This window comes from Janibacter limosus (genome assembly GCF_004295485.1).
Classification (GTDB): domain Bacteria; phylum Actinomycetota; class Actinomycetes; order Actinomycetales; family Dermatophilaceae; genus Janibacter; species Janibacter limosus_A.
In genome coordinates, this window is record NZ_CP036164.1 from 2,702,385 (window position 1) to 2,723,127 (window position 20,743).

General features: G+C 72.2%; 19 protein-coding genes, 1 tRNA gene and 1 riboswitch. Of the genes, 13 read left to right on the forward strand and 7 right to left on the reverse strand.

Translation table 11 applies throughout. The annotated features are described in order from the left end of the window. Positions 1 to 4: 4 nt before the first annotated feature. The 3 genes from EXU32_RS12905 (at position 5) to mscL (ending at position 1,311) form a co-directional block, all read left to right on the forward strand. Positions 5 to 355 (forward strand): FmdB family zinc ribbon protein, encoded by a 351-nt coding sequence (locus tag EXU32_RS12905; protein ID WP_130630269.1) that lies wholly within the window; start codon positions 5 to 7, stop codon positions 353 to 355. Between the two features lie 41 nt (positions 356 to 396). Further along, positions 397 to 831, forward strand: a complete 435-nt coding sequence (locus EXU32_RS12910; RefSeq protein WP_130630270.1) for a hypothetical protein — start codon at positions 397 to 399, stop codon at positions 829 to 831. 117 nt (positions 832 to 948) lie between these two features. Next, complete coding sequence (gene mscL, locus EXU32_RS12915) at positions 949 to 1,311, forward strand: large conductance mechanosensitive channel protein MscL (protein ID WP_130630271.1); 363 nt, start codon at positions 949 to 951, stop codon at positions 1,309 to 1,311. Positions 1,312 to 1,422: 111 nt separating this feature from the next. Here mscL and EXU32_RS12920 read toward each other — a convergent pair whose 3' ends face one another. From EXU32_RS12920 to EXU32_RS12930, 3 genes are read right to left on the reverse strand one after another with little or no spacing between them, the layout of a single operon-like run. Then, on the reverse strand, positions 1,423 to 1,656 hold the full coding sequence (locus EXU32_RS12920) for a hypothetical protein (RefSeq protein WP_130630272.1): 234 nt from the start codon (positions 1,654 to 1,656) through the stop codon (positions 1,423 to 1,425). Next, positions 1,653 to 5,288 (reverse strand): DUF4011 domain-containing protein, encoded by a 3,636-nt coding sequence (locus EXU32_RS12925; RefSeq protein ID WP_130630273.1) that lies wholly within the window; start codon positions 5,286 to 5,288, stop codon positions 1,653 to 1,655. The genes EXU32_RS12920 and EXU32_RS12925 overlap by 4 nt, the downstream gene beginning before the upstream one ends. A gap of 9 nt (positions 5,289 to 5,297) precedes the next feature. Beyond that, entirely contained in the window at positions 5,298 to 6,527 is a 1,230-nt protein-coding gene (locus tag EXU32_RS12930; protein ID WP_242612788.1) for an MFS transporter, read from the reverse strand. A 73-nt stretch (positions 6,528 to 6,600) separates the two neighbouring features. Between EXU32_RS12930 and EXU32_RS12935 the strand changes: the two genes are divergently transcribed. Then, positions 6,601 to 6,672: transfer RNA gene (locus EXU32_RS12935), tRNA-Arg, on the forward strand. Positions 6,673 to 6,761: 89 nt separating this feature from the next. Here EXU32_RS12935 and EXU32_RS12940 read toward each other — a convergent pair. Continuing rightward, positions 6,762 to 8,288 (reverse strand): HNH endonuclease, encoded by a 1,527-nt coding sequence (locus EXU32_RS12940; RefSeq protein ID WP_130630274.1) that lies wholly within the window; start codon positions 8,286 to 8,288, stop codon positions 6,762 to 6,764. 211 nt (positions 8,289 to 8,499) lie between these two features. On the opposite strand from EXU32_RS12940, the gene EXU32_RS12945 reads away from it, so the two are divergent. From EXU32_RS12945 to mnhG, 6 genes are read left to right on the forward strand one after another with little or no spacing between them, the layout of a single operon-like run. After that, a complete protein-coding gene (locus tag EXU32_RS12945; protein ID WP_130630275.1) occupies positions 8,500 to 11,319 on the forward strand; it encodes a Na+/H+ antiporter subunit A in 2,820 nt (939 codons plus the stop codon). Continuing rightward, positions 11,316 to 11,765, forward strand: coding sequence for a Na(+)/H(+) antiporter subunit C (locus EXU32_RS12950; RefSeq protein ID WP_130630276.1), 450 nt, complete (start codon positions 11,316 to 11,318; stop codon positions 11,763 to 11,765). Before EXU32_RS12945 ends, EXU32_RS12950 begins: the two co-directional genes overlap by 4 nt. Beyond that, a complete protein-coding gene (locus EXU32_RS12955) occupies positions 11,762 to 13,393 on the forward strand; it encodes a Na+/H+ antiporter subunit D (protein ID WP_207233796.1) in 1,632 nt (543 codons plus the stop codon). Before EXU32_RS12950 ends, EXU32_RS12955 begins: the two co-directional genes overlap by 4 nt. Continuing rightward, complete coding sequence (locus EXU32_RS12960) at positions 13,393 to 13,986, forward strand: Na+/H+ antiporter subunit E (protein WP_130630277.1); 594 nt, start codon at positions 13,393 to 13,395, stop codon at positions 13,984 to 13,986. Before EXU32_RS12955 ends, EXU32_RS12960 begins: the two co-directional genes overlap by 1 nt. Beyond that, positions 13,983 to 14,249 (forward strand): monovalent cation/H+ antiporter complex subunit F, encoded by a 267-nt coding sequence (locus tag EXU32_RS12965; protein WP_130630278.1) that lies wholly within the window; start codon positions 13,983 to 13,985, stop codon positions 14,247 to 14,249. The genes EXU32_RS12960 and EXU32_RS12965 overlap by 4 nt, the downstream gene beginning before the upstream one ends. Next, positions 14,246 to 14,617 carry a monovalent cation/H(+) antiporter subunit G gene (mnhG, locus tag EXU32_RS12970; protein WP_130630279.1) on the forward strand — a complete coding sequence of 124 codons (372 nt, stop codon included), beginning with the start codon at positions 14,246 to 14,248 and terminating at the stop codon, positions 14,615 to 14,617. Before EXU32_RS12965 ends, mnhG begins: the two co-directional genes overlap by 4 nt. Before the next feature lie 106 nt (positions 14,618 to 14,723). Here the strand turns inward: mnhG and EXU32_RS12975 are convergent, their stop codons facing one another. The 3 genes from EXU32_RS12975 to EXU32_RS12985 form a co-directional block, all read right to left on the reverse strand. Further along, positions 14,724 to 15,626, reverse strand: coding sequence for a C40 family peptidase (locus EXU32_RS12975; RefSeq protein ID WP_130630280.1), 903 nt, complete (start codon positions 15,624 to 15,626; stop codon positions 14,724 to 14,726). A gap of 2 nt (positions 15,627 to 15,628) precedes the next feature. Then, a riboswitch (cyclic di-AMP (ydaO/yuaA leader) is annotated at positions 15,629 to 15,797 on the reverse strand. Positions 15,798 to 15,920: 123 nt separating this feature from the next. After that, the gene (locus tag EXU32_RS12980; RefSeq protein WP_165399672.1) at positions 15,921 to 16,634 is read right to left on the reverse strand and encodes a metal-dependent transcriptional regulator; all 714 of its coding nucleotides are present in this window, start codon (positions 16,632 to 16,634) and stop codon (positions 15,921 to 15,923) included. Positions 16,635 to 16,677: 43 nt separating this feature from the next. Further along, positions 16,678 to 17,874, reverse strand: coding sequence for an MFS transporter (locus EXU32_RS12985; RefSeq protein WP_130630281.1), 1,197 nt, complete (start codon positions 17,872 to 17,874; stop codon positions 16,678 to 16,680). Positions 17,875 to 17,915: 41 nt separating this feature from the next. On the opposite strand from EXU32_RS12985, the gene EXU32_RS12990 reads away from it, so the two are divergent. The 3 genes from EXU32_RS12990 to EXU32_RS13000 are packed head-to-tail and all read left to right on the forward strand — an operon-like array spanning position 17,916 to position 20,721. Continuing rightward, positions 17,916 to 18,689, forward strand: coding sequence for a hypothetical protein (locus EXU32_RS12990; protein WP_130630282.1), 774 nt, complete (start codon positions 17,916 to 17,918; stop codon positions 18,687 to 18,689). Then, positions 18,686 to 19,426 (forward strand): SDR family NAD(P)-dependent oxidoreductase, encoded by a 741-nt coding sequence (locus tag EXU32_RS12995; protein ID WP_130630283.1) that lies wholly within the window; start codon positions 18,686 to 18,688, stop codon positions 19,424 to 19,426. The genes EXU32_RS12990 and EXU32_RS12995 overlap by 4 nt, the downstream gene beginning before the upstream one ends. Continuing rightward, complete coding sequence (locus tag EXU32_RS13000) at positions 19,426 to 20,721, forward strand: hydroxyacid-oxoacid transhydrogenase (RefSeq protein WP_242612789.1); 1,296 nt, start codon at positions 19,426 to 19,428, stop codon at positions 20,719 to 20,721. Before EXU32_RS12995 ends, EXU32_RS13000 begins: the two co-directional genes overlap by 1 nt. Positions 20,722 to 20,743: the final 22 nt, after the last annotated feature.

Below are 20,743 nucleotides of genomic sequence, written 5' to 3' on the forward strand. Positions count from 1 at the left end.
TGTTATGCCTACCTATGCCTACGCCTGCGCCGACTGCGGCCACGCCTTCGACATCGTCCAGTCCTTCAGCGACGACTCGCTGACGGTGTGCCCCAGCTGCGGCGGCAACCTGCGCAAGCAGTTCAACGCCGTCGGCGTCGTCTTCAAGGGAGGCGGCTTCTACCGCAACGACTCCCGGGCGACCAGCTCCTCGACCGACACGGCGGCGAGCAGCTCGACCGCCGCCTCGAGCACCTCCTCGAGCAGCGACTCGTCGTCGAGCTCGACGGGCGGCTCCGGCACCTCCAACGGGTCCTCCACGAGCAGCTCGTCCACACCCTCGAGCACCACCAGCGCTGCGTCCACCGCCAGCTGATCGACCACCCGCTGGGGACCACATGTCCCTAGCGTCGAGGCATGGCCTCCTCCCGTCTGGCGCAGCAGCTCCCGTCCCTCTTCGGGCCCTCACGGCGCGCGGCCTGGCGGCTCTCGCTGGTGCGGCGAGCCCTCGCGGTCGTCGCGATCCTGCTGGCACTGCACCTGACCCTCGGCGCCGTCCGCCCGCCCGCAGCGGCCCCCGTACCGGCCGCTGAGCGCGCTGGGCCCGAGCTGTCGCTCCCCCTGGCCGTGCCGGCAGACCACCTGCTCCCCGGCGACGCCGTCGCGGTCTACGTCCCGGGGCGCGGGACCCCGATCGCCACGGGCGCCCGCATCGCGGGCACCTCCCAGACACCGTCCGGGGCGGCCATGGCGCGGGTCATCCTGCGCCGCAGCGATGTCGAGCCGATCCTGCGCCAGATGGGCGCCGGCGGGGCCTCACAGGGCGGTTTCGTCCTCGTGGCGGGTGGGTGAGCGACGCACGACACGCCGCTCTGGCACGGCAATCGACCCGCCGATGGTTCACAATGCAAGACGAGTGATGTGCACATACGTCACGCCCCTGTGTACCCAAACCGAAGGGAGACCCTCATGAAGGGCTTCAAGGACTTCATCATGCGCGGCAATCTCGTCGAGATCGCCGTCGGTCTGATCATCGCCACGTCGTTCGCCACCGTGGTCGCCACGTTCACCGCCGTCATCATGGCGCTGATCGCCAAGGTCCTCGGCAGCAACCCGGACTTCTCGGCCTTCAAGCCGGGTGGCATCCCCGTCGGCGCCTTCATCACCGCCGTCGTCGCATTCCTCATCCTCGCCGCCGTCGTCTACTTCGGTGTCGTCAAGCCCTACACCGCGATGCGTGAGCGCTTCGTCGCCAACGAGGAGGAGACCACCGACGAGTCCGTCGAGCTCCTCCGCGAGATCCGCGACTCCCTGCGCGCCGGTCGCGCCTGAGTCACACCGCTTCACGCCCGAAGAGGGCCGGTCACCGTCACGGTGACCGGCCCTCTTCGTCGTGATCGGGTGCTCAGGTGCGCGGGATGTCGGGAGTGGGCGGGTGGGCGCTCACTCCCAGTGCGGCGGTCGCTGCTCCCGCAGCCAGCGGTCGTGGGCGTCCTCGTCGGGACGCTCCCCCCAGCCGCGATCGGTGTCGTCACGGGTCTGCTCGGGCTTTGCCTTCGGCTTCGGCTTCGGCTTCGGCTTCGACCCAGGGGTGGCGTCCGCCGGGTCCGCCTTCGCGGAAAGGGTGAGGTCCTCCCCTTCGCCGGTCTGCCTGTCGGCTCCGGGTGTCGGGCTCACGACTCCTCCTTGGCGATGGCTTCGCGCACGGCGCGCAGGACCTGGGCCTCCTGCCGGGCCGGGTCGGCGAAGATGTCGACCGCCCACAGCCGCAGGTGTGCCCATCCGAGGTCGGTGAGGCGCTCCACGAGGATCCGGTCGCGCTGCCGGGTCGAGGCCAGACCGGCGTAGCCCGGTCCGTCGACGTCCACGGCCAGCAGCATGCGCTGGCGGTCCCGCGGGTCGGCGACCGCGATGTCGACCCGGTGCTCGCCCATGCCGACGTCGGTCGTCACCACGAGACCACCCTCCCGCAGTCGCTGGACAAAGCCGGCGAGCAGTGGGCTCAGCGGGGCCGACCCATCGGAGGTGGTCGGGGTCGGGTCGACCAGACCCGTCAGCAGGGTGCGCAGCGCCCGATGGCCGGGCAGGTTGCCCCGGTCACCGGCGAGGTCGCCCGGGTCGATGGTGGTCACCCAGATCGCCGCCCGGCGGGCCCGGGTCGCCGCGATGAGGACCAGCTCGGCGCCGGTCACGCCACTGAGGGCGCCCAGCCGCTGCACGACCCGCCCCTGGGGCGTACGGCCGAAGCCGACGGCCACGATCACGGTGTCGCGCTGCTGACGCTGCCACCGCTCGGCAGGCTTGATGACGAGGGGCTCCCGCAGCCCGGCCATGGCCTGCCCGACCTGTGGCTCGGCTTGCGCCAGCTCGGCCACGGCGTCGGCGATCCGGTCGGCGTGCAGCTGGCCGAAGGTCACGATGCCCAGGGTCCGACGCGGGTAGCGCCGCAGGTGCTCACGGACCCGCTCGAGGACCTCTGCGACCTCTGCCGTGGTGGTCTCGACGAGCCCGGTGCGCTCGTCGAGGATCCCGTGGCCCTCGACCCGCACGAGATGGACCGCGTCGTGGGGGACGGGGGCCGGCGGGTGGACCACCTCTGCAGCGGTGGTCTCGGCGCCGAGGAGGTTGTCGACCCGCGGGCGGGGATACGCGCTGTCCCGCAAGGCGATCGACGGCAGGACCCGGGAGGCCAGGTCGGCGAGCGAGCTGCGGGGGCGGGCCGGTGCCGGGACGCCTGCGTCGGCCGTCCACGTGTCGGGTGGCAGCTGACCACGGTCGCCGATGACGAGCAGCTGGTCTCCGCGGGCGATGCCCGAGAGGGTGCGCGCCAGCGTCGTGCGCGATGCGTCGTCGACGATCACCAGGTCGAAGCGCTCGTCGAGGGGCAGCACCTGACCGACGACGAAGGGAGGCATCGCCCAAGCCGGTGCGGCCGCCCGCAGCAGGCCACCCCACCGGTCGAAGGCCTGGCTCCACGCCGGCCTGGCCAGGAGGCCCTCGTGGGCCGCGGCGACCTGCCGCGCGGCAGCCCGGTGCCGGCGGCCGTCGACGTGGAAGCGCTCGCGCTGGCGGGCGGCGATGCGGGCGGCGTTGGCGCCCAGGCTCGCCCGGTCGGCCTCGACAAAGGTGCGCAGTGCCTCGTCGAGCTGCTCGCCCGTCACCTGGGCGAAGCGCTCGTCCCTGCCGGCCTCGGCGAGCACCGAGGCCCACCAGACGAAGAGCACCTCGTCGGCGGCGGACTCGGCGGGCACCCTCCGTGCGGCGAGGTCGTCGACGAGGTCGCCGAGTCCCCGTGAGCGCAGGTCGTCGAGGTCCGCGATGACCGTGGGCACGACGCGGGCACCGGCGGTGTCCTTGCCCAGGGCGTCCAGTCGAGCGGTCAGCTCTTCCCACGGGGTGTCGAGCAGGCTCGTGGCTGCAGGGTCGTCGCCGATGACCGACGCGACGTGCGTCAGGTCGGCGTAGACGCGCTCGTAGGCGGTGTGCGCCCGGTCCATGTCGGTGGGGATCCGCGGTCGTCCGCCACCGCCGGTCAGCCGCGACCAGTTGCGGCGCTGCTGGGACGCGAGCTGGAGGGCGGCGTGCAGGTCCTCGGGGGGACGGCCGGGCCGCAGGAGCCGTCGGGCATGGGCGCGCAGCCGACGCTTCTCGACCACGCCGAGCGACTCGCCCTCGGGCGAGGCGCCCTTGGGCGCCGTGGCGGCGAGGAGGTGGTCGAGCGGGGTGTCGAAGATCTCGGGGCGGAAGATCTCGACGGTGTCGCGGATCTCCTCGATGCCGGCGAGGAAGCGGCCGTGGTCCGCGGGAGTGGCGGCGCGTGGCTCGGCGATGTCGGCGAAGACCTCGCGGACCGTCGCGCGCAGCTGGGCGAGCGTGCCGTCCTTGCCGCGCAGGCGGTCGACGGCTGCCAGGACCTCGTCGACGTCGGCGTCGTCGTGCAGTCGCGCACCGGCCCAGGGCTGGTCGCTGCGGCCGGGGTGCCACGCCTTGCGGTTGGCCAGCCCGACCACCTGCGCGACGAGGGCTTCCCTCCCTTCGACATCGAGGGAGGCGAGGACCTTGCCGCTCAGCCGCACCCGCGAGCGGGGCGCCGGGCGGCGGGTGCTCAGGCCGACGATCGCGTCGTGCGCCTGGGCGATGGACACGCCCCACGGCTCGCGCGGCTCGTGCATGGCGTGGGTGTGGCCGTCGAGCAGGTGCGCAGCGGACCCGGCCCGGCGGCCGGGGTTGTCGAAGGACCGCTCGGACTCGGGCAGCCCCCGGGGCCAGCGGTCGACGACGACGGCGGGGTCGATCTCGACGGCGGGGTCGACGACGTGGATGAGCAGGTCCTCGAGCCCAGCCTCCTTGAGGTCCTCGACGACGGCCTCGATGGCCGCTGTCTTCTCGGTGAGCAGGAGCACGCTGCGGCGCTCGCCCGCCGTCTGGGCGATGACCGAGGCGACGAGGCGGGCGATGCCCGTGCCGGGAGGGGCATCGACATAGAGGTCCTCCCCCGCGGCGACCCGGTCGAGGACGGCTTGCTGGTCGGCGGTGATGTCGAGGACCGCGGTGTCGGCGACGCTGTCGGGCTCGGTCTGCGCGGGTGGCACCGGCTCGCCCGCGATCAGGGCCGCCGCGGGGCCGCGCGTGATCCGGTCGCCCAGACCGGCCAGGTCGGCGAGCGCCTCTGCCTTGCCGTAGGGGAAGGCGGCCAGCACGATCCGGGGGGTGATGTTGAGCTCGGGCAGGTCCGCGCACAGGCGCCGCAGCTCGTCGAGGATCGGCGTGGGGTTGAAGCCGCGGCCGTCTCCGCGGCCGAGGTCGGCGAGGGCTTCGCCGTCGATGTCACGGTGCAGGGCCCGACGCAGATAGGTCAGGAGGGCCGGGTTGATCTCGACGCGGTGGGCCAGGTCGAGGGCGAAGTCGGGCCCCGGCCGCAGTCGCCGCAGCGTCGCTCGACGCAGGACGACGGGCGCCAGTGGCCGCTCGTCCTCACCCGGCACCTGCCAGGAGGCGGACCCCATGGCGAGGAACCCCGTGTGGACCCCGTGCTCCTCGGCGATCCGCTCGACGTGCTCGGTCAGCTCGGCCGCCCGGCGCTGGGCGCGCAGCAGGGCGCCGGGCTCCCGCACGAGGTCGGAGAGGCGAGCGTCCCTGCCGGACAACAGCATTGCCACGCCACCGGGGTGGGCCGTCGTGAGGTCGACGACGTGCGGGTCGCGGGCCGGCCACAGCAGGGTGTTGGGGCCCCCGAGCTCCATGAGCTCGCGGCGCAGCCGCGAGACGTCAGCCGACACCGGGGCAGGGGTGGTCGACGGGGTGCTCACCGGGCAACGCTAACAACCGCGGCGCCTCCCGAGCGGGACCAGCAGCCCGACGAGCAGGGCCGTGCCGCCGGCGAGCAGGCCCAGGGCCTGGTATCCCCACCATCCGACGATGAGTCCCGCGAGGGCTCCGCCCCCGCCCCCGGCCAGGCCCATCGCCACGTCGGCGAGGCCTTGGGCTGCGGGACGTTGGCGAAGGGGGATTGCCGCCGTCAGGAGGGTCGACCCGGCGATGAGGGTGCAGGACCAGCCGAGACCGAGCACGAAAAGGGCCGCGGTGAGGGCGAGCGACTGCCCCTCACGGGAGGATGCCGCCAGGAGGCTGGCGGTGAGCAGGAGGAGCGAGCCGGCCCCGATGACGGACCGGGCGCCCCAGCGGTCGACGGCCCAGCCGGTGACGGGCGAGAAGGCGTACATGCCCACGACGTGGAGGGAGATGACCAGCCCGATGACCTCGAGGGTCGCGTCCCCGTGCCGCATGTGGATGGGGGTCATGATCATCACCGAGACCATGACGGTGTGGCCCAGAGCCATGGCCAGCACGCCGGTGAGCGCGTCGGGCCGCGTGTGGATGGCCGCCCATCCCGTGGCCGGTGGGGCGTGGTCCTCCCCCGGCTCGACGTGCTCGACCTGCAGGGCCCTGGCCGTGAGGAGCGGGTCGGGGCGCAGGGCGAGCGTCAGGACGAGCCCGGCCAGGAGGATGCCCACCAGCGAGAGGACATAGGGGCCGACGAGGACCGGCAGGTGCAGCTGCTGGGCCACCCAGCGACCCGGCCCAGTCAGGTTGGGCCCGGCGACCGCCCCGATCGTGGTGGCCCAGACGACGATCGACAGGTGGCGGCCCTTGTGCACGTCGTCCGCGAGGTCGGTCGCCGCGAAGCGCGCCTGCGAGTTGGCCGCGGTCGCCCCACCGAAGAGAAGGAATCCCAGGAGCAGCAGGGCGAAGGAGCCGACCACCGCCGCCCCCACGATGAGCAGGCCGCCGGCGATGGCCATGGCGTACCCGGTGACGAGCCCGGGACGCCTCCCCTTCGCCGCCATGATCCGGGCGATGACGATCGCTGCCAGCGCACCGCCGAGGGTCTGCGCCGTGCCACCCAACCCGGCCCAGGCCTCGCTGCCCGACACGTCCGCCGCGAGCAGCGCACCCACGGCAGCGCCCGCGCTCACGCCGACACCCCCGAGGACCTGGGACCCGGCGAGCGTCGCGATGGTGCGCCGCTGCAGGGCGTGGGTGCTCACCGAAGGGAGTATGACGCGTACCCTGTCCTTCGGCGCATCGCGCCTCTGGTGAGAGCCAGGGTGCCCGTGCCAGGCCCTCGTAGCTCAGGGGAAGAGCACTTCTCTCCTAAAGAAGGTGTCGCTGGTTCGAATCCAGCCGGGGGCACTCGTCGTTGACGCGTGTCAGGCCAGTGATTTTGCGCTGATCGCCGAACCCATCGGCGGCTGGCCCGTACTGGCGCTGGACCGCGCGCGCTAGGCGGCAAACATGCTCGCGAGGTGGGTCTCCAAGGGAGACCACATCAGATCGGGAACCAGAGCTGGAGCCGACCGAGGCCGTGGCGGATGTGGTCGCCCGTGACCCAGCAGGGGCGGCGCCGTGCAGATGTACTCGCTACCCGTCGGGGTGGTCAGGGTGACTTCGTGGGGGCCGCCGCCAGGATCCAAGCCCGTCGAGGTGACCTCGGCCCGCCAACCCGGGGCCTCCTTGACCAGATTGTGTCCCTGGCAGTCACTCATCGCGTTCGCCGCCGACGTCTCACCACCACGGGCGTGACCCCTGACGTGGTCGATGTCGCGGATCGGCGCCCCACAGAAAGGAACCCGGCAGGTGGCATCCCGCAGCTCGACCAGCTGCCGCAGTACCCCGCTGAAGAGTCTCCGCTTGGAGTCCATCGCGACCAGGTCGTTGCCGCCCGGGGCGGTCCACAACCGGCGCAACCACGTCGCGGTCCCCGCGTCGCACAGACGCAGCAAGTGCTCCCGGGCCATCTCCCCGGGCATCGCGCCCCACCCCGGGACCTCGACCTCATCCCGATCACCAGCACCGGTGGCGCCAGTGCGGAAGAACACCGAACCAGCATCGCCACTCGCACCGGAGCCTTCGCCGGTGCGCACGATCGCTTCCTCACGCATCACCAGACCCACCTCGACCGGCTGCACCTGCCCCTCGCACCGACCGGACAACAGCTCCAGAGCCGTGTCGGCCATCCACGCGCCCCGACCCCGCTCATCGGCGGCTCGTGCCGCATCAACTTCAGGGTCACCGGTGGCGACATACTTGCCTTGCTCCGCCTTCTTCAACGCCGCAAACGCCCCCACGACATCCGCCAGCGGACCCAGGATGCTCAACCACGCCATCCCATCCGCCGCAGGCCGCACACTCACATTCCTGGAGGCGACCGCCTTGCGGCGCCGCCGCACCAGAGCCTCCGCGTCCAGGTCCGCACTCGCCCGATGCGCCGCCGCAGCCAGCTCCTTGTCACTGACCGTGGTCAGGCACCCCGCCAACCTGCGGTCGGCCTCGACCCGGTCCTCGTGCGACAGGCACGCGGTCTCACGGGTCACGATCGTCGCCCGCCACTCACTCAGCTCACCAGCGGTCAACGCCGCCATCGTGTACGGCAGGTCGTGCACCAAGCTCTTCGCCAACCCCACGTGCCGATCCGCCTGACCCGGCGAACACCGCCGAGCAAGAGCCAGCTCCGCCCGCGCCCCACGCCGACGACACGATGCCTCCCGCGCCGAGACCACACCATCAGCACGGTCCTGCGCCACCCTCGCGTCACGGTCCTCGACAAACATCGCGGTCGCGCGGGCCTGCAACGCGGCAGCCGCCCCCTTCGTCGCCTCGCACACCGTCACGACCTGCAGCAGCTCAGCCTCCGACAAACCCTCGGCACGAGCACCGCTCAACACCTCAAGAGCAGCAGCAAGACGATCAGGCAGCGCGTCCCCGACCATCGACTCACCCACTGTGGTGTCAGTCCCCTGATCGGTCATCGCGCCTCCCTTCGCTACATCCAGACTAGTACATACGTTCGAACAAGAGAAGAGGGTGAGCCCGAGAATGTGGACGATCTGGCTCCCCTCGAGACGGCCGCGGGGCGGCCTCCTCGGGGAACGTGGGAAGCCCGGGGGCGACCTCGACGGGGAGTGCGCGAAGCCAACCGTTAAACTGACAACCCGTCCCCGGACCCCTCGAGAGGCCCTCGTGACCCTGCTGCTGCTCGCCCACTTCGTGGCAGCAGCAGTCGCGCCCGCTCTCGCCCGGATCCTCCACCGGCGCTCCTTCCTCGTCCTCGCCCTCGTGCCGGCGGTCACCTTCGCCTGGCTCCTCGCGCAGACCAGCCGCGTCACCGACGGCCACGCCGTCGTCGAGCAGATCAGCTGGGTGCCGCAGCTCGGGATGGACTTCGACCTGCGGCTCGGGACGCTCCAGTGGCTCCTCGGCCTGCTCGTCAGCGGCGTCGGCGCCCTCGCGCTCGTCTACTGCGCCTGGTACTTCAAGCCCGACGACCCCAGCCTGTGGCGCTTCACGGGCGTCTTCACCGCCTTCGCCGGCGCGATGTTCGGGCTCGTCATCGCCGACAACCTCATGGCGCTCTACGTCTTCTGGGAGCTGACGACAGTCTTCTCCTACACGCTCATCGGGCACAACCCGGTGCGCTCGGCCAACCGTCGCTCGGCGACCCAGGCCCTGCTCGTCACCACCTTCGGCGGGCTGGCGATGCTCGTCGGCACGATCGTCCTCGGCGAGACCTCGAGCTACACGATCAGCGAGATGCTCGCCGACCCGCCGCCCGCCGGGACCCTGACGACCATCGCCGTCCTGCTCGTCCTGATCGGGGCGCTGACCAAGTCGGCACAGGTCCCCTTCCACTTCTGGCTGCCGGGCGCCATGGCCGCACCGACCCCGGTCAGCGCCTACCTGCACGCCGCGTCGATGGTCAAGGCCGGCATCTACGTCGTCCTCCTGCTCGCCCCCGTCTTCGCCGACACCCCCGGGTGGAAGCCCCTGACCATCGGCCTGGGCCTGTGGACGATGGTGCTCGGCGGGTGGCGGGCGCTGCGCCAGGACGACATCAAGCTCCTCCTCGCCTACGGAACCGTCAGCCAGCTCGGCATGATGACCGCCCTCGCCGGCATCGGCACCAAGGCCGCCGGTCTGGCCGCCTTCGCCCTCGTCCTCTCGCACGCCCTCTTCAAGTCGGTCCTCTTCTTCACCGTCGGCATCATCGACAAGGGGACCGGCACCCGCGACCTGACCCAGCTGCACGGCCTGGCCCGGCGGCTCCCCCTCCTCACCGCCGTCGCCGTCGTCTCGGCGGCCTCGATGGCCGGCCTGCCGCCGCTCATCGGCTTCGTCGCCAAGGAGTCGGCCCTCACCGCAGCCCTCGACGCCACCCACGGCGCGATCCCCGGCATCACCGGGTGGCTCGTCGTCGCCGGCCTCGTCGCCGGGTCCACGCTCACGGTCGCCTACTCCGCCCGCTTCGTCTGGGGTGCCTTCGCCACGAAGGGGGGACCCGGCACCTCCCCGAGACCCACCCCCTTCGCCGCACCGTCCGCACTGCTCATCGCTCCCGTGCTCCTCGCCACCGTCACCCTCGTCGGCGGCTTCCTCGGCGGCACCTGGAGCGACGTCTTCGAGCCGTACGCGCGCACCCTCACCGGCCCCGAGCCCGAGCAGCTCGCGCTGTGGCACGGACTCACCCCCACCCTCGGCCTGACGGCCCTGGCGATCACCGCCGGCCTCCTCCTCTTCGCTGCGCGGGCCCCCTTCGCCCGCCTGCAGGCCGCGCTGCCGCAGGTGGTCGACGCCGAGCGGGTCTACCAGCGCTTCATGCGCGCCCTCGACCGCTTCGCCGTCGAGGTCACCGCACTGTCGCAGGGCGGCTCGCTGCCGACCTACCTCGGGACGATCTTCATCATCGTGCTGGTGCTGCCCGGCGCCGTGGCGGCCACCGCGCTGCCCGGGACGCAGGTGCGGCTGTGGGACTCCCTCGCGCAGGCCGTCGTGGGGCTCTTCGTCATCGTGGCTGCGGTCCTGGCGGTCAGGTCGCGCAACCGGCTGCAGTCGGTGATGTTCGTCGGGACCACCGGCTACGGCCTCGCGCTGCTCTTCCTGCTCCACGGCGCCCCCGACCTCGCCCTCACCCAGGTCCTCGTCGAGACCTTCAGCCTCGTCCTCTTCGTCCTCGTGCTGCGCAAGCTGCCCGAGCGGTTCCGCCGGCGCCCGCTGGCCGAGCGCCGCTCGTTGCGGCGCTCGTGGCGGCTGGCGCTCGCCGGGTCCATGGGGCTGGCCATCTCGACGATCACCGTCGTCGCCGCCAATGCACGCGTCCACGAGCCGATCTCCAAGGCCTTCCCCGAGGCGGCCTACGCCTTCGGCCACGGCAAGAACATCGTCAACGTCACCCTCGTCGACATCCGCGCCTGGGACACGCTCGGCGAGATCTCCGTCCTCGTCGCGGCGGCCACCGGAATCGCCAGCCTCGTCTTCGTGCGCACGCAGGACGTCGAGCGCTCGTGGACGCGGCGTCGTAGCCAGGGCGAGGTCATCGCCTCCGTGCCACGCGAGCGACGCTCGGTCATCCTCGAGACCGCCACCCGCCTCGTCTTCCACGTGATGATCCTGCTCTCGCTCTACCTGCTCCTCGCCGGGCACAACCAGGTCGGCGGCGGCTTCGCCGGAGGCCTCGTCCTCGGTCTCGCGCTGCTCGTGCGGTACCTCGCCGGAGGGCGCGCCGAGCTCGACTTCGCCGCACCGGTCAGCGCCGGTCTCGTCCTCGGCGCCGGCCTCGCGGTCTCGGCGATCTCCGCGCTCGCCCCGCTCGCCTTCGGCGGCACCGTCCTGCAGTCCGCGGTCGTCGAGCTCGACCTGCCGATCTGGGGCCAGGTCAAGATCGTCACGGCCCTGCTCTTCGACATCGGCGTCTACCTCATCGTCGTCGGGCTGGCCCTGGACGTCGTGCGCTCCCTCGGCTCCGGCATCGACAAGCAGGCCGAGGAGGAGGAGCTCACCGCATGAACCCCAACGCCATCGCCCCCAGCCTCACCCTCGTCGTCGTCGCCGGATTCCTCATCGCGAGCGGCGTCTACCTCCTGCTCGAGCGGGCCCTGACCCGACTGCTCCTGGGGATCGTCCTCGCCAGCAACGGCGTGGCCACGCTCTACCTCGTCGTCTCCGGACCGGCGAAGGGAGCGCCCTTCGTCGGTGCCCGCCCCTCGTCCGAGATGAGCGACCCACTCCCGCAGGCGATGGTGCTCACCGCGATCGTCATCGCGCTGGCCTCCGTGGCCTTCGTGCTCTCGCTCGCCTACCGCCAGTGGCGCATCACCGGCAGCGACGACGTCCCGGACGACGCCGAGGACGACCTGATCAAGCGCCTCGCGGAACGCGACGAGGTCTCGAGCACCTACGACCCGGACACCCAGTCCACCACCACCGCAGACGAGGAGGACGCGACCGCATGACGATGGCCAACCTCCTCCCCCTTCCCGTCCTGCTACCGCTGCTCGGGGCCGCGCTCACCCTCGTCGCGCGCCGCAGGCCCCGCACCCAGGTCGCCATCAGCCTCCTGGTGCTCGCCGCGAGCCTCGGCGTCGCGATCGCCCTGATGTGGGGCACCCACGACCAGGGGCCCATCGTCCTGTGGCTCGGCGCGTGGACCGAGCCGCTGGGCATCGCCCTCGTCGCCGACCGGCTGTCCGCGCTCATGCTGCTGATCAGCAGCTTCGTCATCCTCGTCGTGCTCGTCTTCGCCATCGGTCAGGGCGTCGCCGACGGCGACGAGGACTCACCGCTGTCGATCTACTTCCCGACCTATCTCGTGCTGTCGGCGGGCGTGTCCAACGCCTTCCTCGCCGGCGACCTCTTCAACCTCTTCGTCAGCTTCGAGATGCTGCTCTTCGCGTCCTTCGTGCTGCTCACCCTCGGCGGCAGCGGCTCCCGGATCCGCGCCGGGACGACCTACGTCATCGTCTCGATGGTCTCCTCCTTCCTCTTCCTCGTCGCCATCGCCGGGATCTACGCGGCGGCCGGCACGGTCAACATGGCCCAGCTGTCGCTGCGCCTGCCCGACATCGACCCGACCGTCAGCCTGGCCCTGCAGTTGATGCTCCTCACCGTCTTCGGCATCAAGGCCGCCGTCTTCCCGATGTCCGCGTGGCTGCCCGACAGCTACCCCTCGGCGCCCGTCCCGGTGTCGGCCGTCTTCGCCGGCCTGCTCACCAAGGTGGGCGTCTACGCGATCGTGCGCACCCAGTTCCTGCTCTTCCCCGAGTCGCCCCTGCACACGCTGCTCATGATCGCCGGGCTGCTGACGATGCTCGTCGGCATCCTCGGTGCGGTCGCCCAGCCGGGCATCAAGCGGATGCTCTCCTTCACCCTCGTCAGCCACATCGGCTACATGCTCTTCGGTATCGGGGTGGCCAGCGGGCTGGGGCTGTCCGCGGCGATCTTCTACATCGCGCACCACATCATCGTGCAGACCGCGCTCTTCCTCATCTCCGGACTCATCGAGCGGGTCGGCGGGTCGACGGTCATCAACCGCCTCGGCGGGCTCGCGGCCACGTCCCCGGTGCTGGCGATCCTCTTCTTCGTGCCGGCCATGAACCTCGCAGGCATCCCTCCCTTCTCCGGCTTCGTCGGCAAGGTGGGGCTGGTGCAGGCGGGTGTCGCCGACGGGGGCGCGGTGGCCTGGACGCTCGTCGTCGGGTCGGTCGTCACCTCGCTCCTCACCCTCTACGCGGTGGCCAAGACCTGGAGCTTCGCCTTCTGGCGGCCCCGCGCAGAGGAGGGCGCCGACCAGACCTTCGAGATCCCGACGCTCACCCCGAGCTTCGGGCGGCTGAGCGACGCCATCGGTGCGGTCGTCGCGCACGAGCGGCCGTCGACACCCATCTCACCCCCGGCGCCCTCGCGCCAGGTCGACCGCCCCATGCCCCCGCTCATGCTCGGCGCCGCCAGCGCGGTGGTCGTCTTCAGCATGGGGCTGTCCGTCTTCGCCGGGCCGCTCTTCACCTACACCGACGCCGCAGCGCGCCAGATGATCACCCGTGACGCCTACGTCGAGGCCGTGCTGCCCCAGGAGGTGCCGTGATGGACGCCGAGCACGTCGCCACCACCGGACGTCGCGGCGGCTGGCAGCCACGCGCGATCATCGCCCTGGCGGTCGTGTGGGTCCTGCTGTGGGACAAGGTCTCCCTCGGCAATGTCGTCAACGGCCTGATCATCGGTGCCGTCGTCACCCAGATCTTCCCGCTGCCGTCCATCGAGTACTTCGGTCGCATCCACCCGTGGCGCCTCGTCGTGCTCGTCGCGCGCTTCCTCGTCGACCTCGTCGTCGCGGCCGTGCAGATCGTCATCTCCACGCTGAGCCCCCGCCCTTCGCTCGGGGGATCGATCGTCGAGGTGCAGCTGCGCACCCGCTCGGAGTTCTACATGACGATCGTGTCGGCCCTCGTCTCGCTCGTCCCCGGGTCGATCGTCGTCGAGGCCCGTCGGCGGGCCGGCATCCTCTACGTCCACGGCTTTCACGTGACCTCGCCGGAGGGCCTGGAGGAGCTGCGGCAGGACGTCCTCGACGTCGAGACCCGCGTCGTGCGGGCCATCGGCACCGACGAGGAGATCACCCTGTGCACGCAGGGCCCGACGGCCCCGGGTCGAGCGGCCCAGGAGACGGAGGAGGCATGAGCATCATCCTGGCCATCTCCCTGGGCCTGCTCATAGCGGCGGCCGCCCTGGTGCTCGTGCGCGTCAACCTCGGCCCGACCAACCTCGACCGCGCGCTGAGCCTCGATGTCCTGATCGTCATCATCACCGGCATCATCGCCACGCAGATCCTGCGCACCGACGACGTGGGCGCGCTGCCGATCATGGTCGTCTTCAGCCTGACCGGCTTCGTCGGCTCCGTGTCCGTCGCCAGATTCATGGCGCGCAAGGAGGACGAGTCATGACCTGGCAGGAGGCCTGCGACCTGGCCGGCGCGATCAGCATCCTCCTCGGGGCGGTGCTCGCCCTCGTGGGTGCCATCGGGTTGGTGCGGCTGCCCGACATCTTCGCCCGCATGCACGCGGCGACCAAGCCGCAGACGCTGGGGCTGCTGCTGATCCTCGTCGGGCTCGCCCTCAACGTGCGCACCTGGGCCTCGGTCGCGACCCTGCTCATCGTGGTGGGCGCCCAGGCCCTCACCGCACCGGTGACGGCGCACATCCTCGGCCGCGCCGGGTACCGCACCGGCATCTCCGAGGACGACCTGCTGCACCACGACGAGCTCGGCGAGGCCTACCGGCGGATGGAGCAGGACGAGGGCAGCGCGCCGTAGCCGCACTCACCGCACGACGACCCGCGACGTGCCGACCCACGACCTGACGAAGGGGGCGAAGGGAGAGTGACTCCCTTCGCCCCCTTGGTCACGGGGTGAGCTGCGCTCAGACGCGGCCGTAGCCGGAGACGCCGTCGAAGACCGGGCGGATGCTGACGCTCGAGCCCGTGCGGGGAGAGTCGATCATCATGCCGTCGCCGAGGTAGATGCCCATGTGGTAGGCCGGCGAACCGAAGAAGACGAGGTCACCGGGCTGCGGGTCGGAGACCGGGGTGGCCATGGCCTGCTGGGCGGTCGTGACGCGCGGCAGGGACTTGCCCGCCTTGGCGAAGACGTACTGGGTGAAGCCCGAGCAGTCGAAGCCGGCCGGCGTGGAGCCGCCGTAGACGTAGGGGGTGCCGATGTACTGCTTGGCGATCGCGATGACGCCGCCGGCGTTGGAGGAGGGAGCCGGGGCCGGCTCGGCCTTCTTCGGGGCCGGCGCCGGGGCGGCGGCCGGGGCCGGAGCGGCGGCGGGGGCCTGACGCTCCTGCGAGCGGCTCGCCGTGCTGCTCTGCGTGCGCTCGGGTGCAGCGGGGGCAGCCTGCTCCTGCTGGGCCTGCTGGGCGGCCTCCTGCTCGCGCTGGCGCTCAGCGGCGGCGGCCTCCTGGCGGGCCTGCTCGCGCTCGGCGCGGGCACGCAGCTGCGCGGGGGTCGGGCCGGTCGGCTTGGCGACGGGCGTGACCTCGAGCTTTCCGAAGGCGGTGACCGCCTGGGTGGACGAGGAGGTGGCGCTGGGTGCGGTGACCGCTGCGGCCTGCGACGTGGCCTGGACCGGGGCGGAGTCCACGACGGTGGCGGAGTCGGCGGCCTGCGCGGGGACGGCGATCGCAGCGATCAGGCCACCCGAGGCGGCGAAGACGGCGGTGCCCTTGGCGATCGGGGTGCCGGCGTGGCTGACGATCTGCCCGATCTCGGACACGGGGTTGTAGCGACCAGCGGCGCGGTGGCGCCCGATGTTGTGAGACAAGGTGTTGACCTCTATCCGGCTTGCGGGGTGAGCTGTCGGGTTCGGGCCAGAGGTGCGGCCCGGTCCTACGGCGCCGGATCGACCTTGCGGTCCGATGCGCTGAAGGACTTAACCCCAAGGAGCATCCGCGATGCCCCATGAGTGGGTCCCCCGCTCCTGCCATGCGGTGTTCGTGCAGATCCGTCCGGTGCGGTGGCAGGACTCAGCGTCCGCGAGACGAGTCCGCCCAGGGGAGGCGGACCCGACAGACCGTACCTGCAGATCGGCCCAATGTCACGTTCAGGTCACGGCGGGTCAGGAAGGGAGGATCTCGACGAAGACGTGCTCGGCCACGTCGCCGGGCAAGGAGACGGCGTCCCCCGGCTGGGCGCCGACCCTCGCGACGACGACCCGGTCCTGGTCGGCCGAGATGGTGACGACCTCGCCGGGGCGCAGCCGGGCCTCGGTCAGCAGGGCGAGCGCCTCGTGGTCCACCTGCGCGGTCTCGCCGATGCGTCGCACGCGGTACTGCCCGCCCTGGGAGCCGGCTGCGACGATCTCGGTCAGGCTCTGCAGGCCCTCGAGGTAGTCGGCGGTGGCCTCCTCGCCGGCAAGCAGCTCGTCGAGGCCGGGGATCGGGGTGCCGTAGGGCGACTCACGGTGCTCGGGGAGCATCGACAGGATCTTGCGCTCGACCCGCTCGCTCATGACGTGCTCCCACCGGCAGGCCTCCTCGTGGACGTGCTCCCACTCCAGGCCGATGACGTCCGCGAGCAGCCGCTCGGCGAGCCGGTGCTTGCGCATGACGCGGGTCGCGAGCAGGCGCCCCGTGTCGGAGAGCACGAGCTGGCGGTCCCCACCGAGGCTGACGAGACCGTCGCGCTCCATGCGGGCGATGGTCTGCGAGACGGTCGGCCCCGAGTGGCCCAGTCGCTCCGCGATCCGGGCACGCATCGGAGGAATGTCCTCCTCCTCGAGCTCGAAGATCGTGCGGAGGTACATCTCGGTGGTGTCGATGAGGTCCTTCACGAGCCCCATCATGCCTTGCCCGGCACCGACCGGACAGCCGTCGTCAGCGCGCGAGGCGCTCCCGGTCGGCCCGGGCCATCCACCCGCTCGTCCACGCCAGCCCGCCCAGGCCGAGGACCCCCAGCGTCACGGCCGCCACCGGCAGCGACGCCACTGCCGTGACGGCGCTCAGGCCCAGCGTCCCGGAGGCATGACCGACCTCGCCCGTGAGCCGCCAGGCGCCGAGGAACTGCGCCCGGTCCGCGGCTGGTGCGTTGTCGGCCCCGAGCGTCATCACGATGCCCGAGCCCAGCCCGTTGCCCAGCGCCATGAAGAGGGCGACCGCGAGCAGCTCTCCCTTCGAGTCGGCCCACGGCAGGACGAGGAAGGAGGCGGAGACGACCACGAGGAGGGCCGCCACGACCCACAACCGGCCGAGCCGGTCCATCATCCAGCCGCCCGGGTAGACGAGGAAGAGCTCGGCGACCCCGGCCGCGGCGAAGATCTGCGAGGAGTCGACGCCGTCGAGACCGATGTGCAGCGCCCACAGCGGCAGGATCGCCAGGCGCGCGGAGCGCAGCGCCGAGATCACCGTGACCCCCACCCCCTGGGTGAGCAGGAGACGCGCGTGCCGACGGATGACGCGGAAGATCCCCGTGCGCGGTTGGCCCGCCCGGGCCCGCTCGTGGTCGGCCGTGAGGTCGGGCGCGGTGAGCACGGTGAGGGCCGACCCGAGGGCCAGGAGCGCGGCGACGCCGTAGGCACCCTGCAGGCCGAAGGGAGCGATGGCCAGCGCCCCGACGACCGGCCCGAGGAGCAGCCCCGCGCGCATGGCACCTCCGAGCAGGGACATGCCGCGCGCGAGCAGGTGCTGCGGCAGCACGTCGATCATGTAGCCCTGCCGGGCGAGGAAGAAGGCCGACGTGGCCAGCCCGCTGACGAGCAGCGCCGCGCCCATGAGCCACAACGAGGGGGCCCACCCGGCCACCGCGAGCGCGGCGACGTCGAGCAGCCCGGCCCGGATGAGCGTGGCGCGCTCCCCGATGCGCGCCACGAGGGCACCCGCGGGCAGGACGCCGAGAAGCTGCCCGACCCCGGTGAGCGCGACGACGAAGGCGGCCATGCCCAGGCTCGCGCCCAGCTCGTCGGCCCGCAGGGCCGCGATCGGCACCACGGCGCCGGCGGCCGACGCCGACAGCAGGGTCGGACCGTAGGCGGGGACGACGATGCGCCGCCAGCCGAAGTCCTCGCCCGAGCTCATCCCCGTGTCCTCTCCTCGGAGCGCATCGCTAGGTTGGGGTGGTGCACACCACAGCCGAGACGACGACCGTCTCCCCACGCCATGCCGGACCTCCGGGGTGCGGCAACGGCGGCTGGGTCAGCGGCCTGCTCACCGAGCGTCTCGACGACCTCGTCCCCGCGGAGGGGGACCTGACCTCGGCGACGGTACGCCTCAGCGCCCCGACGCCGCTCGGCCGTCCGCTGCAGTGGGAGGTCGACGGCTCGGTCGCCGACGGTCCTGACCTCTCCCTCCACCTGCTCGACGGGGAGACGCTGCTCGGGACGGCCCGTCGGGTCCCTTTGCCCGAGCTCACGATCCCCGCACCGGTCACCCTCGAGGACGCCCGTGCGGCAGCGGCCGGCTTCGACGCGAGCAACCACCCCTATCCCGGGTGCTTCGTCTGCGGGCCCGACAACGACGCCGGCCTGCACGTCTACGCCAGCCCCGTCGCCGGACGCGACGACGTCCTCGCCGCACCCGTGACCCTCACCGAGGAGGGCCTGCCCTCGGTCCTCGCGGCGCTGGACTGCCCGGGCGCCTTCACCGTCGGCTTCGGCGAGGACGCGCTGCTGCTCGGCACCTTCACCTCCACCGTCCACGCCCCCGTCCCGGTCGGGCGCGAGCTCGTCGTCCTGGCCTGGGCCGCCGGGCGAGAGGGCCGCAAGCGATGGTCCGGCACGGCCCTCCTCGACGGCGAGCGCCTGCTCGCCAGCGCCGCCGCGACCTGGATCGCTGTCGGCCGCGACACCATCCCCGGCACCGCCCCCGCAGCCCAGCCACAGGAGAGCCCATGACCCGCCCCCTCGCCCTCGTCACCGGCGCCAGCTCCGGCATCGGCGCCGCCACCGCCCGCGCGCTCGCGGCCGCCGGCCACGAGGTCATCTGCGCCGCCCGCCGCACCGACCGCATCGTCGATCTCGCCGCCAAGATCGACGGACGGGCGGTCACCTGCGATGTCACCGACGCCGACTCGGTGGCCGAGCTCGCGGCCGAGGTCGGCGACCAGCTCGCGGTGCTCGTCAACAACGCCGGCGGCGCCTACGGTCTCGACCCCGTCGCCACCGGTGACATCGAGGACTGGCGCACCATGTACGAGGTCAACGTCATCGGGACCCTCCGCGTGACGCAGGCTCTGCTCCCTTCGCTCGTCGCGGGTGAGGGGATCATCGTCAACGTCGGCTCCACGGCGGGACGCACCTCCTACGAGGGCGGCGCCGGCTACACGGCCGCCAAGCACGCGCTGGCGACGATGACCGAGACGATGCGCCTGGAGCTCGTCGACCAGCCGGTGCGGATCACCGAGATCGCCCCCGGGATGGTGCACACCGAGGGCTTCTCCCTCACCCGCTTCAAGGGCGACAGCGAGCGCGCTGACAAGGTCTACGCCGGCGTCGCCGAGCCCCTCGTCGCCGACGACATCGCCGACGCCATCACGTGGATGGCCACCCGGCCGCCGCACGTCAACGTCGACCTGCTCGTCATCAAGCCACGAGCCCAGGCCGCCGCCCACAAGGTCCACAGGGAGTCCTGATGCTGCCCACCCCCAGCATGCCCGAGTCCGTCTTCACCTACGCGGCGCCGAAGCTGAAGTTCGGTCCCGGCGCCATCAGCGAGATCGGCCACGACGTCGCCGGGCTCGGCGCCCGCAGCGCCCTCGTCGTCACCGACCCCCGCCTGATGGCGACCGGGCACCCCGAGCGGGTCGCCGACGCACTCCGGTCCGCCGGGCTGCGTGTCGAGATCCACGACTCCGCCGCCGTCGAGCCCAGTGACGCCTCGCTGGCCGCGGCCGTGGAGCGGGCGAAGGGGGTGGCCCCCGTCGACGCCGTCGTCGCCGTCGGTGGTGGGTCGAGCATCGACACCGCCAAGGCCGTCTCCCTGCTCCTCACCAACCCCGGCGAGCTCATGGACTACGTCAACGCCCCCGTCGGTGGCGGGCGCGCACCCGAGCACCCGGTCCTGCCGGTCATCGCCGTGCCCACGACCACCGGCACCGGCAGCGAGTCGACGACCATCTGCGTCCTCGACGTGCTCGAGGCCAAGGTCAAGACCGGCATCAGCCACGAGCGGCTGCGCCCCGTGCTCGCCGTCGTCGATCCCGAGCTCACCGCGACCCAGCCTCCCGGCGTCACGGCGTCGGCGGGCATGGACATCCTCTGCCACGCCCTCGAGTCCTGGACCGCGCGGACCTACACGACCTACGAGCACAAGACGCCGGAGCAGCGGGTCCCGTACTGCGGCGCCAACCCGATCGCCGACATGTACGCCGAGCGCGCGATGCGTCTGCTCGCCGGGGCCTTCCGTCGCGCCGTCGCCGGCGACGAGGCCGCCCGCACCGACATGGCTCTCGCGGCGACCTTCGCCGGGATGGGCTTCGGCAACGCCGGGGTCCATGTGCCGCACGCCAACGCCTACCCCGTCGCGGGCCGCGTGCACGACCTCGGCTCCGGCTTCCGCCCCGACGGGTACGACGCGAGCGAGGCGATGGTCCCGCACGGCATGGCCGTCGCCTCGACCGCTCCGGCGGCCTTCGCGATGACCTTCGAGGCCGACCCGCAGCGCCACCTCGCCGCGGCTAGCTGGCTCGACCCGCAGGGCCTGGACGCCGACGTGGCCGAGCCCGAGCGGCTCTCGGCCGTCCTGCGCCGCCTCATGCGCGACATCGGCCAGCCCTCCGGCCTCGCCGAGATCGGCTACACGGACGCCGACGTCGACGGGATCGTCAGCGGCACCATGCAGCAGCAGCGGCTGCTCGCCACCGCCCCCCGCGAGGTCACCGAGGAGGACATCGCCGGGGTCGTCCGGGCGTCCATGCACCACTGGTGACGGGCGGCGCCCGCCCGTCCTG

Excerpts from the sequence above, each read along its gene's own strand:
- EXU32_RS12955 (WP_207233796.1), top strand. The coding sequence starts at position 11,762 with ATGACGATGGCCAACCTCCTCCCCCTTCCCGTCCTGCTACCGCTGCTC.
- EXU32_RS12965 (WP_130630278.1), top strand. The coding sequence starts at position 13,983 with ATGAGCATCATCCTGGCCATCTCCCTGGGCCTGCTCATAGCGGCGGCC.
- EXU32_RS12910 (WP_130630270.1), top strand. The coding sequence starts at position 397 with ATGGCCTCCTCCCGTCTGGCGCAGCAGCTCCCGTCCCTCTTCGGGCCC.
- EXU32_RS12960 (WP_130630277.1), top strand. The coding sequence starts at position 13,393 with ATGGACGCCGAGCACGTCGCCACCACCGGACGTCGCGGCGGCTGGCAG.
- EXU32_RS12905 (WP_130630269.1), top strand. The coding sequence starts at position 5 with ATGCCTACCTATGCCTACGCCTGCGCCGACTGCGGCCACGCCTTCGAC.
- EXU32_RS12940 (WP_130630274.1), bottom strand. The coding sequence starts at position 8,288 with ATGACCGATCAGGGGACTGACACCACAGTGGGTGAGTCGATGGTCGGG.
- EXU32_RS12985 (WP_130630281.1), bottom strand. The coding sequence starts at position 17,874 with ATGAGCTCGGGCGAGGACTTCGGCTGGCGGCGCATCGTCGTCCCCGCC.
- mscL (WP_130630271.1), top strand. The coding sequence starts at position 949 with ATGAAGGGCTTCAAGGACTTCATCATGCGCGGCAATCTCGTCGAGATC.
- EXU32_RS12995 (WP_130630283.1), top strand. The coding sequence starts at position 18,686 with ATGACCCGCCCCCTCGCCCTCGTCACCGGCGCCAGCTCCGGCATCGGC.
- EXU32_RS13000 (WP_242612789.1), top strand. The coding sequence starts at position 19,426 with ATGCTGCCCACCCCCAGCATGCCCGAGTCCGTCTTCACCTACGCGGCG.
- EXU32_RS12950 (WP_130630276.1), top strand. The coding sequence starts at position 11,316 with ATGAACCCCAACGCCATCGCCCCCAGCCTCACCCTCGTCGTCGTCGCC.
- mnhG (WP_130630279.1), top strand. The coding sequence starts at position 14,246 with ATGACCTGGCAGGAGGCCTGCGACCTGGCCGGCGCGATCAGCATCCTC.